Origin of the sequence: Bradyrhizobium sp. S3.12.5 (assembly GCF_040548225.1) — a bacterium.
Taxonomy (GTDB): domain Bacteria; phylum Pseudomonadota; class Alphaproteobacteria; order Rhizobiales; family Xanthobacteraceae; genus Bradyrhizobium; species Bradyrhizobium cytisi.
On sequence record NZ_JBEPRF010000010.1, the window covers coordinates 77,935 to 93,003 of the forward strand.

Sequence of the window (15,069 nt, forward strand, 5' to 3'; positions counted from 1 at the left end):
TCGTCCCGAATTCAGCAGTCCCTGCGTCTGGTGAGCCGCGTCGGCCCCTTCGGGCGTACCCCAGCTCACCAGCGGTCCTGAAGCCTCAGGCTCGCCTCGAGGTCGCCGCGAAAATTGTGCTGACCGAGATGGAGCAACTTGCACTGCAGGTCGACCCATATCTTGCCGCCGATGTCGCGCCAGCGGCGGCAGAACGCATAGTCCTCTGAGAGATAGCGGCCGGAATCCGGATCGACCATGCAGTCGAAGAACAGCCAATGCAGATGCGCCAGCGGATTATTCGGCGGGCCGTCCGGGACGTAGTTCAGCTCCGGATATTTCTCCATCATCTGCTTGAACACGTCACGCTTGACGCACATGAAACCGGTCGGCGCCTCCGCCACCTCAGCAAAACCATCGGCATCTGCATAGGTGCTGATGCGCTCGACGCCATGGCCGATTGGGTTGAAGGGGTATTCGGTATAGCGATCCTCGAATTGCTGCCGGGTCGTTCCCGCCGGCAGTCCTCCCTCCGGCCAGTTGAAGTTCTTCATCGGATAGATGCCGGCGGTCACGTCGCGATCGATCAGGAGCAGACGGCAGACCGATTGCGGCGTGAAGGCGAGATCAGAATCGATCCAGAACAGATGGGTGAGCGTCTCGTCGGAGAGGAACTTGATCACCATCTTGTTGCGAGAGCGGGTGATCAGGCTTTCCGAATGCATGTGCAGGATGCATTGCAGCCCGAACCGGTTGCAGTGATGGGTCAGCTCGAAAATGCTGGTGACGTAGTGCATGCTGACAGCCGAGATGTAGCAAGGCGTCGCAAACATCACTTTCATCGATTTCAGCGCTTCGTCGGGTAACATTTCTCGCTCGTCTGGCCGAGTTGCTGCGTCTATTTCGAGGCGTTCTCCGGCGGCTTGGTCGCCGGTGCGGACTTTGCGACCGCCGCAGGCTGCTTGCTGGCATTTGTCGGGGTCTGCTTTTGCTCAACACGCGGCTCGGGCGGGGTCGGCGCTGCCGGCCCGCTCTGTCCAATCGAGACCGAGATCCCGAACAACCGCCACTGTCCGTTCACCGGCGCGAAGGCCAGGTCGAAATTGACCTGGTTCGGGACCGACGGAAAGAAGCCGGCCAAATGCATCAATCCGTTGGCCTCGATCTGCGGCAGCAGGTTGAGCTGCGGATCGATAACGGCGACACCCGAGAGATCGAGATTGTCGTTGCGCAGTTTGGCGAAAATCTCCCCCAACCGCGCCGCCGAGTTGACTTGGAAACCGGGCGCGCCGATATCGCGCAGCACGGTGTAGTTGCCGGTCTTGTTGGCGTGGTCGAGCGCAAGCAGCGAGGAGCGGACCAGCATCAGCACGCCGTTGCGGTCGATCTGCGCGGGCTTTGGCGCCGGCGGAGGCGTTTCCGCATGACCGGCGGCAGCCGCCACCATCAGCGCAGCCGCAAGCATCAAACCCCGCCACCCCTGTTGCTTTCCGCTCAGCACGCCGCCGTCACCACGCAACCGTCACTCCGGCGCGTCCACCGACGCCGCCTTGCGCGAACCCGGCCGCGACGCCGCCGTTGAGTACGACATACTGGTTGAGGCGCATCTGGGCGCCCAGGCTCATGGCGTTCTGCCCGCGGAACGTGCCCCAATTGGTGGAGACCGCAAACCGCTTGTCCGATGGCAGTGCCGAGCCGCCCATGGCAATGGCGATCGCGGTGCCCTCGAACGCCTGCCGCATTTGCGTCTGCAACGTGGAGACGTTGGACTGCAGCGTGGAAATATCGGCTCCGCTGAAGCTTGCGGCGGCCAGATGCCCGGCGGCATCCGTTGTAACCACCTGCGTCGGGCCGGATTGTGCGGCAAGGCTCGCGGCCGAGGTGAGGCCGGACATGCGATAGGTGTTCGTGCTGGTGCCGATCGAGACCTGATTGGGCGCTGATGTCGTCGCGCCCGCGCCGATCGCAGTCGAATTGGCGAAGGTAGCCGTGGCGCCCGCACCGATCGCAGTCGCGCCGGTGGCGCTGGCGGTGCTGGCTTGGCCAATCGCGGTGGTGGCGTCGCCGGTCGCGTTGCTACCCTGGCCGAACGCACTGGCTGTCAAGCCATTGGCGATGCTGCCTTGACCAGTCGCGGTTGCGAAATCGCCATTTGCGAAACTGCCTTGGCCGGTCGCGGTCGCGCTGTCGCCGTGGGCGACGCTCTGGGCGCCCGTCGCGGTCGCGAAGGTGCCATTCGCAGCACTTTGAATCCCTGTTGCCGTTGCGTCAAAGCCATTCGCCTTGCTTAGACTACCGGTCGCGGTCGCGTCCACGCCGTTCGCGACGCTGCCTTGTCCCGTCGCCGTCGCGTTGGTCCCGTTTGCGTTGCTGGCTTGTCCCGTCGCCGTTGCATAGGTGCCGTTGGCGAGGCTGAACTGTCCAGTCGCGGTCGCGTTGGTTCCGTCTGCGCGGCTTTGCTCTCCGGTCGCGGTCGCGAGGGTTCCAACGGCGGCGCTGAAGGTACCCGTCGCCGTCGCCGAGGTCCCGTTCGCGACGCTGTTTTGTCCCGTCGCCGTCGCATAGGTGCCGTCCGCGAGGCTGGACGCTCCAGTCGCGGTCGCGTTGGTTCCGTTTGCGGTGCTGCCCGGTCCAGTCGCGGTCGCGAACGTGCCGTTCGCGATGCTGCCCGCACCATAGGCTGTCGCAAAGTTGCCGGTCGTGGTCGCGCCGCTGCCAACCGCTGTCGCGTTGCCGCTGGGCGCGTTGATCACGCCGCCGCCGGCGGCGTAGTCGGCAGAAAGAGCTGCCGAGGGATAAAGCGCCACTCCGGCGCCAAGCACGCCCACGCTGGTGAGCATGCTGCTTGCGAGCAAGCCGGCCTTGCGAGACAGGCTCTGGATGACCGGAATGATGGTCTTGCGACCTCGATGGATTGCCGAAATCGACACTTTCGCCCCCGTCCCCTGAATCGCAGGAATGATGTCCTTTCGGAAATGTTGCAAAGCCCGGACATGGAGGCATCTGACGTTTGTCGGATGCGTCGATGATTGCGTCGGGAATGCCAATGGGGTGCGGCTTTGCGGCAACATCGGCACGACTGCCGCTTTTCTGCTCTTGCTCGTTCCGTGACGCTGCGCTGAGATGCCTCATTGCATTTTGAGGCATTTGTCTTGGGTACGGACGATATTTCCAACGAATCCGTATTGGACCTCATCGGCGCCATCTACGAGGTTGCGCTCGACGGAAGCCGCTGGGAAAATGTGCTGACGCGCATCGACGACGCCATCGGCGGCCGTACCCTGTTCGGCGTCTTTGATCCCGCAAGCGGCCTCTCCAGCCTGCTGTCGCCACGCATCGACCCCGACCGCGTGCAAGAGCTACTCGGCTGGGCCCCGCGCAATCCCCTGTTGCCGCTTGGCATCGGCCGGACGCCCGGCGAGGTCTTCACCATCGGCGACTTCATCACACGCGATGAGTTCACCCGCAGCGATTTCTACAACGAATGGTGGCAGCCGGGCGGTTTCGACACCGAACCGTTGACGACGAATCTGCTGGTCGATCACAACGCCACGGGCATCCTGACCAGCCATCGGCCGTCCAATTTGTCTCCGTATGACGACAAGGCGCGGCGGCTGTTTGCAACGTTGGCGCAGCATCTCGTACGCGCCGTTGCGATCCAGCGGCGTACCCACCAGCTCGACATCGCCGGCCGCGCGGCGCTGGCGGGCCTCGACGGCCTCGATCAGGGTTTCATTCTCGCGGACGCCCAGGCCCGCCCGATCTTCGTCAATCGTCGCGCGCGCGAATGGCTCGACGCCGCCGACGGCATCGTGATCGACGCGGGCGCGCTGAGCGCCATCACCAGCGACGATGGCCGTTGTCTGCAAACGCTGGTCGGTTCGTGCAGCATCGATAATCCCGATCGCATCGGAGGCGAGATGAGCCTGCGGCGGCTTCCCGGCCGCATGCCGCTGCACGTGCAGGTAACGCCGGTCGGCAGCGATTGGGCGGAGAGCTCGGTGTCGCTCGCCTCCGGCTGGCGATCGAGTGCGATGGTGCTGATCACCGACCCCGAGCCGGACGCGAGATCAAGACTCGACGCCCTACGCGCGCGTTACGGCCTGACCCGTGCCGAAGCGGCCTTCGCGCTCGAGATCGTCAAGGGCGGCGGCCGCAAAGCCACGGCCGAACGGCTCGGCATCGCGGACGGAACCGCGCGCAGCCATCTGTCGAAGATCTTCGACAAGACCGGCGTGGGGCGACAGGCCGAGCTGGTGCGGCTGTTGCTCCAGAAATAGCTGCGTCCGCGCGTATGCGCATCCGTTTTGCCTCAACGGCCACAGTCGGCTAGAACGCTGGCCGCGACCTGATTGTCGCGTTGCCCAAGCAGGAGCTTTCAGCCGTGGCCCTCATGCCGGTTTCCGATGCGCTTGCCGCGGTGCTCGCCGGTGCGGAGCCGCTGCCCGAGGAATCTGTCGCGCTTGATGCGGCCTTCCATCGCGTCCTCGCGCGCGACGTCGCGGCGCGGCGCACGCAGCCACCGCAGGCGATGTCGGCGATGGATGGCTATGCCGTCCGCGCGGCCGATGCAGCCAGGGTCGATGCGCAGCTCAATGTCATCGGCGAGGTCGCTGCCGGCCGGCCGTTTGCAGGAACTGTCGGTGCCGGGCAAGCCGTCCGGATCTTCACCGGCGGTGTCGTTCCCGACGGCGCGGACGCAGTCGTGATCCAGGAGGACACCGTTGCCGACGGCAAGCGCATCACGATCAAGGAGGAAGCCGTCACCGGTCGGCACATCCGCCCGGCCGGCGTCGACTTCTCCGAGGGTGACGTGCTGCTGCGCAAGGGCGCCCGGCTGACGGAGCGCGACCTCGCGCTTGCCGCCGGCATGAACCACCCGCAATTGGCGGTCAGCCGCCGTCCGAAGGTCGCGATTCTTGCCACCGGCGACGAGCTGGTGATGCCGGGCACGACGCCTGGTCATGGCCAGATCGTTTATTCCAACGGCTACGCCCTGCATGCGCTCGCTCGCAGCGAGGGGGCCGACACCATCGACCTCGGGATTGCCGCCGACACGCTTGCCGCCACCACCGCCGGCATCCGCCGCGCGCGCGAATCCGGCGCCGACATCCTGATCACGACGGGCGGCGCCTCGGTCGGCGACCACGATCTGGTGCAGCAGGCGCTCCGCGACGAAGGCACCTCGATGGCGTTCTGGAAAATCGCGATGCGGCCGGGCAAGCCGATGATGAACGGGCAGCTCGGGGCGATGCGCGTAATCGGCCTGCCCGGCAATCCCGTGTCATCCTACGTTTGCGGCTTCCTGTTCATGGTGCCGCTGATTCGTGCGTTGTCGGGCCGTTCGATGGTTCATCACCGCCGCGAACGCGCCGTGCTCGGCCGCGACGTCGGCGCCAATGACCAGCGCGAGGACTATCTGCGCGCCCGCCTGGATGTGCGTGATGACGGCACGCTGATCGCCCTTCCCGTCAATCACCAGGACTCCTCGCTGCTTGCGAATCTCGCTGCGGCACAGGCACTTCTCGTGCGCGCACCGTTCGCACCGAGGGCCGAAGCGGGAGCGCCCTGCGAGGTGCTGCGACTGCCCGTTTGAGCGCATTGTTCGCATGCGTTCCGCGAACTTTGTCGCGTTCACGGTAAATTAAGCAGTTGCGGAACAAGTATCGAACATATAGTGTCCGTTCATGATTTGTTTCGAGCGTGTGCGGCTTATTGCTGACTTCAGCGTCTCGGAATCGAACGACATCAACCGGGGGATTTTGGTCGAGATGTTAACGCGCAAACAGTACGAGCTCCTGCGGTTCATCAGTGAACGTCTGAAGGAAAGCGGCGTGCCGCCCTCCTTCGACGAGATGAAGGACGCGCTCGATCTGCGCTCGAAATCAGGCATCCATCGCCTGATCACTGCGCTCGAGGAGCGCGGCTTCATCCGCCGCCTGCCCAACCGCGCCCGCGCCATCGAGGTGATCAAGCTGCCCGAACTCCAGGCCGCCGCTGGCAGCCGCCGCGGCTTCACGCCGAGCGTCATCGAGGGCAATCTCGGCAAGGTGCGCCCGGCGTCGAGCCTGCCGGCCGACGAGGGTGAGCGTCCAGTCGCAGTGCCCGTGATGGGCCGGATCGCGGCCGGCACGCCGATCGAGGCTTTGCAAACCCGCAGCCACACCATCAGCGTCCCGCCCGACATGCTCGGCTCGGGCGAGCACTACGCGCTCGAAGTGCGCGGCGACTCCATGGTGGAGGCCGGCATTCTCGATGGCGACATGGCGCTGATCCAGCGCAACGAGAGCGCCGATACCGGCGACATCGTGGTCGCCCTGATCGACGACGAGGAAGCGACACTCAAGCGTTTCCGCCGTCGCGGCGCCTCGATCGCGCTCGAGCCGGCCAACGCGGCCTATGAGGTTCGCATCCTGCCGCCCAACCGGGTCAAGATCCAGGGCAAGCTGATCGGGCTGTACCGGAAGTACTGATCGCGTCGCTATCGGCGAGCGCAATCAACGATTGGAGCGGACGATTGTCCGCTCCGGCTGGGTAGTCTTTCTGGTTTTGCACAGATTATCCGGCCCCTTCTCCAGCGCTACATCCTCGGCACGCCGCAACGAAGCACGCATTGCTTCGCAGGGCCTTTGCCAGACCGAGGAGACCAACATGCGCAAGATCATTTTGAGCACCGTCACGATGACGCTGATCGCAGTATCAGCGTCGCAGGCCTTAGTGTCGCAAGCCTTGGGGTCGCAAGCCTTGGGGTCGCAAGCCTTGGGCTCGCAAGCCTTGGCTGCGCAGCCGCAGCACCACGCTCGCAAAGCACCGCGCGCAACGACCGAGCAATTCCGCAATGCCCGTAACGCCGTCGCGCAGCCGGCTTGGCAATATTCGGGCTGGTCAGCGCCAGCCGGCCGCTGAAGCAACGCGCTCACCGAATGCGCGGGAGCAGGCTTTGTTCCTCGTGCATTTGAAAAAGATAATGTGATCGCGCTCTGCTGATGCGAGCCGCAGATTTGCCCACAAACAAGCATAAGATGAGCTTCCACTCTGATAGGGGCCTGCGCCTCCGAGACAGAGGCGCGGGTGCTCTATCCTGATTGAGGAGCACCCGATGTGTGACTATAGCCTGCATGCCGTCGCGACGCGTCCCGCAGAAGTTGGCGAGACGATCGTCACGACAACGTTCCGCGGCACCTCGACGCGCGGCTTCGCCTCCGAAGCCGACATGTCCGTCGCGGTCTGCCTGCTGCCGGGAACGGAGCTCGCCTTCGCCGACAACGTCCGCTACGACAATCGCTGGATCTGGACGCGCACCATCAACTCGCGCGTCGGCAAGTTCGGCAAGGTCGATCCGCACATTCCCGACCGCCATCACGACGCGATCGAATTCCCCGACGGCAAATACGTCCTGGTGACGCAACTGGTCGAAGGCCAGCGCGCAACCGTGCTGCAACTGCCCGTGACCCAGCCGCTCGGCGAGCGCGAGCACAAGCCGCAGGTCGCCGACAGCCGCTCCACGTCCCCGCGCCTGCCGATCGGCTAAGCCGTCGATCTCAGTCATCGGCCTGCAGGTCGGCGTCAGACGGCGTTGCGTCTTTGGAGCGCGGAGCTGCCGACCGCGGCATGAGGGTCTGTTCGAAATCTCCATCGCCGGCCGCCGCCGGCGACCAGGGGCGGTTTGCGCCCCTCGCCTTTACCGCCTGAATCGCAAAGCCGTCGCCACGCGGCGTCAGCGCCAGCGCGCCCTGACGCACGAGACGTGGCCGATCGACCACCATCGCACCACAATCCGGCGGCGCGGACCTTGCCGTCACCACCAGTGCCGCGCGGCTGCAATCGTCTCCCAGCGCGTCAATGCGCAACGCCAGCGCAACGATGCGTCCGTCGGCGAGCGGCGTCACGCAGCCTGACTCGTCGCACGACACACCATCGGCAAGCGCGACGCTGCCGGGATCGCGAGAGTCGGCATCGGCCGCGAGCCACTCCTTGAGCAGAAAGCTGTCCTTGCTCGCCCTGATCAGGTGCAGCTGCCCGTCCCTGCCCCGCACGGCAACGCTCTGGCCGTCACCGGCGATAAGGATGTCGGGTTGCCGGACCGACAGACCCCAGACGATTGCCGCCACGAGCACGAACGCGCCCGACCAGCGCAGCGGCGTGCGTAGCAGTCCCATCAGGACGAGGCCGAGGCTCGCCGCGATCAGCGGCGCAGTGCCGAAGGCACTGACGTGGCCGATCGCGCCGGGCAGCGCCGCGACCCATCGCGAGACCGCCACCATCCAGTCGATACCGATCCCCATCAACCACCAGAACACCCCGTCGAGCCCGAACGGTGCCGCGAGCAATCCCAACAGCCCAGCCGGCATCACCAGCGCCGAGACCACCGGCATCGCGCCGAGATTGGCAAGCACGCCATAGGGCGTGACGCGATGGAAATGGAAGGCGGCATAGGGCGTGGTCGCAAACCCCGCGATCATCGAGGCCATGAATAGCATCGCAATCTCGCGGCCGCCCCACAGCGCGATGCGCGCGGTTGTCGAGTGATCGGGCGAGGCAAACAGGTTCGGCATGCCGATCTGCACCAGCGCCACCAGGCCGAGCGTTGCCGCAAAGGACATCTGGAAGCTGGGATGCACCAGCGCCTCAGGCGCGACCGCAAGCACGATCAGCGCTGCCACCGCCAGCGTGCGAAAGGTGATGGCGCGGCGGTCAACCATGACAGCGATCAGCACCACCGCGGTCATGAAGAACGACCTTTGGGTCGCAACCTCCGCGCCCGAGAGCAGCAGATAGAACGCGGACGCGACCAGCGCCGCGGCGGCCGACCATTTCTTGATTGCGAAGCCGACCGCCAGCCCGGGGATCAGCGCCAGCAGCGCGCGAACCGCGAAGAAGACGACGCCGGCGACGACAGCCATATGGTACCCGGAGATCGACAGAACATGGCCGAGGCCGGAGATGAACATCGCATCGTTGACGGGCGTGGTGATGGCATCGCGGCGGCCGGTCAAAAGCGCAGTCGCGATCGCGCGGTTGTCGCCGTCGAGCGTGGCGCGGATGCGCGCGTCGATCGCATCGCGCAGGCCCTGCATCACCGCCGCATAGCGCAGTTGCAGGCCGCCGGCATCGGGCGGCGCCACGGCCGTGATCGCTCCCATCACGAAGCCGGAGGCGCCGATGCCCTGGAAGAACATGTCGCGCGAGAAATCGTAGCTGCCCGGCCGCAACGGCGCGAGCGGCGGCATCAGCCGCGCCTTCAGCTGCACGAAGCTGCCGACATCGGGCGCCGTCCCCTTGCGCACGGAGAGGCGGACGCGCTCCAGCTTCACGTCGCTGCGCTGCGCCTCCATCGCGGTGACGCGCAGCACGAAACGGTCGGTGCGTTCGCGGATGTCGCGGGTCTCGACGAAGCCCGACAGCGACACCGAATAAAGCGGCCTTGCGAGCACCGTGTGGGCGATGCGCGCCGTCTTCCAGGTTGCCATGGCAAAGCCGGCCGCGACCGCCGCGATCATGATCGCCGGCGCAAACCACCGGCTCCGGCGCAACAACACCGCCCCGAGCGCCAGCGCCACCGTCGTCGGGGCAACGACCCACAGCACCGGCTCATGATCGGCCGCGAAGTAGAGCGCGATGCCGCAGCCGAAGGCGATCGGCACCCAGGGAAACAGTCGCCCGGCGCCGGCTTCGGCCTTGGCCCATTCGCGAAGCCGCCCGACGATCGCGGGCCAAACGTCAAAGCCCGCCGGCACAAAGCCGCCGGCGGACGCGGTCCGGCCGGTCGTCGGCCAAGTCCCCGCAATCGGCGCGCCGGCGATACCCTGCGAGACCCGTTGCGGCCGACCCGGCTCCGCCATTCCCTAGCAACCCTGCCTTAGCAACCCTGCGATACGCGACTGGCGCAGAGGCTACCGGAACGTGCAGCGGTGCGAATAGCGGTACGGATCAGGAACGAAGGGGCCGCAGCCCTACTTTTCCTCTTCCATCGTCACGGCGACATCCGCCTTGGCCGACAGCCGGACCTTGTTGCCCTCGACACCGGCGACGAGCCCCCTGTCGATGAAATGATGATGACCCTTGTGGCTGCCCTCGCCGCTGTCCTTCTTGGTCAGCTTGATGCGGTTGCCCTCGACCTTGTCGACGGTGCCGACATGGACGCCGTCGGCACCGATGACTTCCATATGCTCTGCGATGTTCTGCATGGCGGGATCCTCAATTGGGGACCCACACAACGCGCAGGGGACGCGTTCGTTGCCTCGCCGGAATGACGATGCCGTGTGCCCCGTCAGATCAACGGCGCGCGTGACGAGGCATGAAGCCGGCGCACCATTTCGCGATGATGGCGGAAACGATGGCGTCGGCTTCGCTCATATGCCCTACCCCCGTCAGCCTTTGGCGACTTCCTTTGCGAACGTGTCACGCAGGCCGATGGTGCGCGAAAACACCGGCTTGCCTGGCGTCGAGTCCTTGTCGCGCACGAAATAGCCCTGGCGTTCGAACTGCATCGGCTCGCTCGAATTGCTCTCCGCAACCGATGCCTCGATCCGGGCATCAGCGAGGATCTCCAGCGACTGCGGATTGAGGTCGGCCGCGAAATTCGAGGCGTCCGGGCTCGGATTGGCGAACAGCTGGTTGTAGATGCGAATCTCCGCCGGCACCGAACTCGCCGCCGGCAGCCAGTGCATGGTCGCCTTGACCTTGCGGCCATCGGGCGCGTTGCCGCCCTTGGTCGCGGGATCGTAGGTGCAGCGCAGCTCCACCACTTCGCCGGCGTCGTTCTTGATCACGCCGGTGCACTTGACGAAATAGGCGTAGCGAAGCCGCACCTCGTTGCCCGGCGACAGGCGGAAGAATTTCTTGGGCGGATTCTCCATGAAGTCGTCCTGCTCAATATAGAGCTCGCGGCCGAACGTGATCTTGCGCGTGCCCGCGCTAGCGTCGTCGGGGTGGTTGATCGCCTCGAGCTCCTCGGTCTGCCCTTCCGGATAGTTCTCGATCACCACCTTGAGCGGCCGCAGCACGCCCATGCGCCGCTGCGACGTGCGATTCAGTTCCTCACGAATGCAGAACTCGAGCATGCCGACATCGACAACGCTGTTGGCCTTGGCCACGCCGATGCGCTTGACGAATTCGCGCAAAGCCGCCGGCGGCACGCCGCGGCGGCGCATCCCCGCCATGGTCGGCATGCGCGGATCGTCCCAGCCGGCGACATGACCGTCGCGGACGAGCTGGGTCAGCACACGCTTGGACAGCAGCGTGTAGGTCAAATTGAGCCGCGCCATTTCGTACTGGTGCGGCTTGGACGGCACCGGCAGCTTCTCGATGAACCAATCGTAAAGTGGCCGGTGGTCCTCGAACTCCAGCGTGCAGATCGAATGGGTGATACCCTCGATGGCGTCCGACTGGCCGTGGGCATAATCGTAGCTCGGATAGATGCTCCACTTGGTCCCGGTGCGCGGATGATGCGCATGCAGGATCCGATACAGCACCGGATCACGCAGATTGATGTTGCCCGAGGACATGTCGATCTTGGCCCGCAGCACGCGCGCGCCGTTGGGGAATTCGCCGGCCTTCATGCGGCGGAACAGGTCGAGATTTTCGTCGACGCTGCGGTCACGGAACGGCGAGTTCTTGCCCGGCTCGGTCAACGTGCCGCGCGAAGTGCGGATCTGCTCCTGGGTCTGATCGTCAACATAGGCCAAGCCATCGCGGATCAGCTTCTCCGCCCATTCGTACAGGCGGTCGAAATAGTCCGAGGCGAAAAACAGGTTCTTGCCCCAGTCGAAGCCGAGCCAGCGCACGTCGGCCTGGATGGAGTCGATATATTCCTGCTCTTCCTTGACCGGATTGGTGTCGTCGAAGCGCAGATGGCAGCGGCCCGGAAATTCCTGGGCGATACCGAAATTGAGGGCGATCGACTTGGCGTGGCCGATATGCAGGTAGCCGTTCGGCTCCGGCGGGAACCGGGTCACGATCTCCTTGTACTTGGCCTGATCGAGGTCGGCCTGGATGATGTCACGAATGAAATCGCGCCCAACCTCAGTCGCCACCAGTTCTGTCATTACGAAAATCCTGTAGGGAAATCAGCGGTCCTTCTGCCAAATTTGCTTGGCTGAGCCAAGGGTTTAAGCAAGGCCTTAAGCGGTCCGCTGCCGGGCTTTAGTTATGCTCCGGTCCTGTTATATACCACCGCCTCCCATGCATAGGCCCTGCCACGAATGACCAATTCCGTTGTCACCCGCTTCGCTCCCTCCCCGACCGGCTTCCTCCATATCGGGGGCGCCCGCACGGCGCTGTTCAACTGGCTCTATGCGAAGAAGCACGGCGGCAAGATGCTGCTCCGGATCGAGGACACCGACCGGGAGCGCTCTACCGAGGCTGCGATTGGCGCGATTCTGGACGGGCTGAAATGGCTGGAGCTCGGCTGGGATGGCGACGTCATCTACCAGTTCAGCCGCGCCGCCCGTCACCGCGAGGTCGCCGAGCAGTTGCTGGCCGATGGCAAGGCCTACCGCTGCTACGCCACCGCCGAGGAGCTCACCGCCATGCGCGAGAAGGCGCGCAGCGAGGGCCGCACCCGTCTCTATGACGGCCTATGGCGCGACCGCGACCCGGCGACCGCCCCGTCCGACGTGAAACCGACCATCCGCCTGCGCGCGCCGCAGACCGGCGAGACCGTGATCGAGGACCAAGTCCAGGGCCGCGTGGTCTGGCAGAACGAGAACCTCGACGATCTCGTCCTGCTGCGCGGCGATGGCAACCCGACCTACATGCTCGCAGTGGTCGTGGACGACCACGACATGGGCGTCACCCACGTCATTCGCGGCGACGACCATCTGATCAACGCCGCGCGCCAGAAGCAGATCTACGACGCGATGGACTGGGCGCTGCCGAGCATGTCCCACATCCCCCTGATCCACGGTCCGGACGGCTCAAAGCTGTCCAAGCGGCACGGTGCGCTCGGCGTCGATGCCTACCGCGCCATGGGCTACCTCCCGGCCGCGCTCCGCAACTACCTCGTCCGCCTCGGCTGGAGCCATGGCGACCAGGAGATCTTCTCGACCGAGGAGATGATCGCAGCCTTCGACCTCGCCAATGTCGGCCGCGCCGCCGCCCGCTTCGATTTCGCCAAGCTGGAAAACCTCAACGGCCATTACATCCGCCACGCCGACGATCAATCGCTCGTGAAGATGTTCGAGGACGTGCTCGACCATTTGGTGCCCGCCCGCGACGAGATTAAGGCCAAGCTGAACGACACCACGCGCGCCCAGCTGCTCAAGGCGATGCCGGCCCTGAAGGAGCGCGCCAAGACGCTGATCGAGCTGATCGACGGCGCCTATTTCATCTTCGCCGACCGGCCTCTGCAGCTCGATCCCAAGGCGGCGGCCCTGCTGACGCCTGAGAACCGCAAGCTGATCGGTCAGCTGCATTCCGCGCTGGAGAATGTCGCGACCTGGAGCGGCGCCACCACGGAGGCCGCACTGCGTGCTTTTGCCGAGGAAAATAGTCTCAAGCTCGGCGCAGTCGCCCAGCCGTTGCGGGCCGCGCTGACCGGGCGCACCACGTCGCCTGGGATCTTTGAGGTTTTGGACGTGCTGGGACGCCAGGAAAGTCTGGGCCGGCTTAAGGATCAGTCTACGACGTAAGTCCATAGCTGCCATGATCTTGCAGTGCACACAGCAATAATATACCCATCTCCCCGTACATTCTGGAACATCCGGCCTGCCCCACCCATGTCATCGGGGCCTTCCGGGTCCGGCCCGTTTCACCTTACATCGGGGACCTCTGATGGACGCAAACTCGAGCAATAAGACCGCCACGCTGACGGTCGGAAACAAGAACTACGATCTTCCGATCCACAGCGGCAGCGTCGGACCTGATGTCATCGATATCGGCAAGCTGTACGGCCAGTCCGGACTGTTCACCTACGATCCCGGCTTCACCTCCACTGCGAGCTGCCAGTCCAAGATCACCTATATCGACGGTGATGCGGGCGTGCTGGAATACCGCGGCTACCCAATCGAGCAGCTCGCCGAGAACGGCGACTTCCTCGAGACCTGCTACCTGCTGCTCTTTGGCGATCTGCCGACCGCCGCGCAGAAGAAGGATTTCGACCACCGCGTGATCCATCACACGATGGTGCACGAGCAGATGGCCCGCTTCTTCCAGGGCTTCCGCCGCGACGCCCATCCGATGGCCGTGATGGTCGCCTCCGTCGGTGCGCTCGCCGCGTTCTACCACGATAGCACCGACATCAACGACCCGAAGCAGCGCATGATCGCTTCCATGCGCATGATCGCGAAGATTCCGACGCTGGCGGCGATGGCCTACAAATACACGGTCGGCCAGCCCTTCGTGTACCCCAAGAACTCGCTCTCCTTCGCCGAGAACTTCCTCAACATGTGCTTCGCCGTGCCGTGCGAGGAGTACAAGATCAACCCGGTGCTCGCTGACGCGCTGGACAAGATCTTCATCCTGCACGCCGACCACGAGCAGAACGCCTCGACCTCGACGGTGCGTATCGCCGGCTCCTCCGGCGCCAACCCGTTCGCCTGCATCGCCGCCGGCATCGCCTGCCTCTGGGGCCCGGCGCATGGCGGCGCAAACGAAGCTGCGCTCGCGATGCTTGCCGAGATCGGCTCCGTGGACAAGATCCCCGAGTTCATCGCCAAGGTGAAGGACAAGAACTCCGAAGTCCGCCTGATGGGCTTCGGTCACCGCGTCTACAAGAACTACGATCCGCGCGCCAAGATCATGCAGAAGATGTGTCACGCCGTTCTCAAGGAGACCGGCCATGGCGACGATCCGATGCTGAAGGTGGCGCTCGAGCTCGAGAAGATTGCGCTCAGCGACCAGTACTTCATCGACCGCAAGCTGTATCCGAACGTCGACTTCTATTCGGGCATCACGCTGAAGGCGATGGGCTTCCCGGTCTCGATGTTCACCGTGCTGTTCGCGGTCGCCCGCACCGTCGGCTGGATCAGCCAGTGGAGCGAGATGATCGAGGATCCGCAGCAGAAGATCGGCCGTCCGCGCCAGCTCTACACCGGCGTCACCCGCCGCGACTACGTCGCGATCAAGGATCGCAAGTAAGTCTCAGCCTGA

The 15,069-nt window shown here is 64.7% G+C and carries 13 protein-coding genes; 7 read left to right on the forward strand and 6 right to left on the reverse strand.

All coding sequences use genetic code 11. From position 1 onward, the window contains the following. Positions 1-65: 65 nt before the first annotated feature. From ABIC09_RS16260 to ABIC09_RS16270, 3 genes are read right to left on the reverse strand one after another with little or no spacing between them, the layout of a single operon-like run. On the reverse strand, positions 66-848 hold the full coding sequence (locus tag ABIC09_RS16260) for a hypothetical protein (RefSeq protein WP_148753710.1): 783 nt from the start codon (positions 846-848) through the stop codon (positions 66-68). Positions 849-877: 29 nt separating this feature from the next. Further along, a complete protein-coding gene (locus ABIC09_RS16265) occupies positions 878-1,444 on the reverse strand; it encodes a hypothetical protein (RefSeq protein ID WP_354109884.1) in 567 nt (188 codons plus the stop codon). Positions 1,445-1,487: 43 nt separating this feature from the next. Next, complete coding sequence (locus ABIC09_RS16270; protein ID WP_354083043.1) at positions 1,488-2,909, reverse strand: YadA-like family protein; 1,422 nt, start codon at positions 2,907-2,909, stop codon at positions 1,488-1,490. Positions 2,910-3,131: 222 nt separating this feature from the next. Between ABIC09_RS16270 and ABIC09_RS16275 the strand changes: the two genes are divergently transcribed. The 5 genes from ABIC09_RS16275 (at position 3,132) to ABIC09_RS16295 (ending at position 7,510) form a co-directional block, all read left to right on the forward strand. After that, positions 3,132-4,259 (forward strand): helix-turn-helix transcriptional regulator, encoded by a 1,128-nt coding sequence (locus ABIC09_RS16275; RefSeq protein ID WP_354083044.1) that lies wholly within the window; start codon positions 3,132-3,134, stop codon positions 4,257-4,259. A 104-nt stretch (positions 4,260-4,363) separates the two neighbouring features. Next, complete coding sequence (locus ABIC09_RS16280) at positions 4,364-5,575, forward strand: molybdopterin molybdotransferase MoeA (RefSeq protein WP_354109885.1); 1,212 nt, start codon at positions 4,364-4,366, stop codon at positions 5,573-5,575. A 175-nt stretch (positions 5,576-5,750) separates the two neighbouring features. Further along, positions 5,751-6,452: a transcriptional repressor LexA gene (gene lexA / locus ABIC09_RS16285; protein WP_148753706.1), complete on the forward strand. Its 702-nt coding sequence runs from the start codon at positions 5,751-5,753 to the stop codon at positions 6,450-6,452. A gap of 178 nt (positions 6,453-6,630) precedes the next feature. After that, positions 6,631-6,885, forward strand: a complete 255-nt coding sequence (locus ABIC09_RS16290) for a hypothetical protein (RefSeq protein ID WP_148753848.1) — start codon at positions 6,631-6,633, stop codon at positions 6,883-6,885. 193 nt (positions 6,886-7,078) lie between these two features. After that, entirely contained in the window at positions 7,079-7,510 is a 432-nt protein-coding gene (locus ABIC09_RS16295) for a hypothetical protein (RefSeq protein WP_187435141.1), read from the forward strand. Positions 7,511-7,520: 10 nt separating this feature from the next. Here the strand turns inward: ABIC09_RS16295 and ABIC09_RS16300 are convergent, their stop codons facing one another. The 3 genes from ABIC09_RS16300 to ABIC09_RS16310 form a co-directional block, all read right to left on the reverse strand. Further along, positions 7,521-9,821: a ComEC/Rec2 family competence protein gene (locus ABIC09_RS16300; protein WP_354109886.1), complete on the reverse strand. Its 2,301-nt coding sequence runs from the start codon at positions 9,819-9,821 to the stop codon at positions 7,521-7,523. Between the two features lie 111 nt (positions 9,822-9,932). Continuing rightward, the gene (locus ABIC09_RS16305; protein WP_354109887.1) at positions 9,933-10,166 is read right to left on the reverse strand and encodes a DUF2171 domain-containing protein; all 234 of its coding nucleotides are present in this window, start codon (positions 10,164-10,166) and stop codon (positions 9,933-9,935) included. Positions 10,167-10,349: 183 nt separating this feature from the next. Beyond that, positions 10,350-12,026, reverse strand: a complete 1,677-nt coding sequence (locus ABIC09_RS16310; RefSeq protein WP_354109888.1) for a glutamine--tRNA ligase/YqeY domain fusion protein — start codon at positions 12,024-12,026, stop codon at positions 10,350-10,352. Between the two features lie 156 nt (positions 12,027-12,182). Between ABIC09_RS16310 and gltX the strand changes: the two genes are divergently transcribed. Continuing rightward, a complete protein-coding gene (gene gltX / locus ABIC09_RS16315) occupies positions 12,183-13,610 on the forward strand; it encodes a glutamate--tRNA ligase (RefSeq protein ID WP_354109889.1) in 1,428 nt (475 codons plus the stop codon). 142 nt (positions 13,611-13,752) lie between these two features. Next, positions 13,753-15,057: a citrate synthase gene (gene gltA, locus ABIC09_RS16320; RefSeq protein ID WP_354037044.1), complete on the forward strand. Its 1,305-nt coding sequence runs from the start codon at positions 13,753-13,755 to the stop codon at positions 15,055-15,057. Positions 15,058-15,069: the final 12 nt, after the last annotated feature.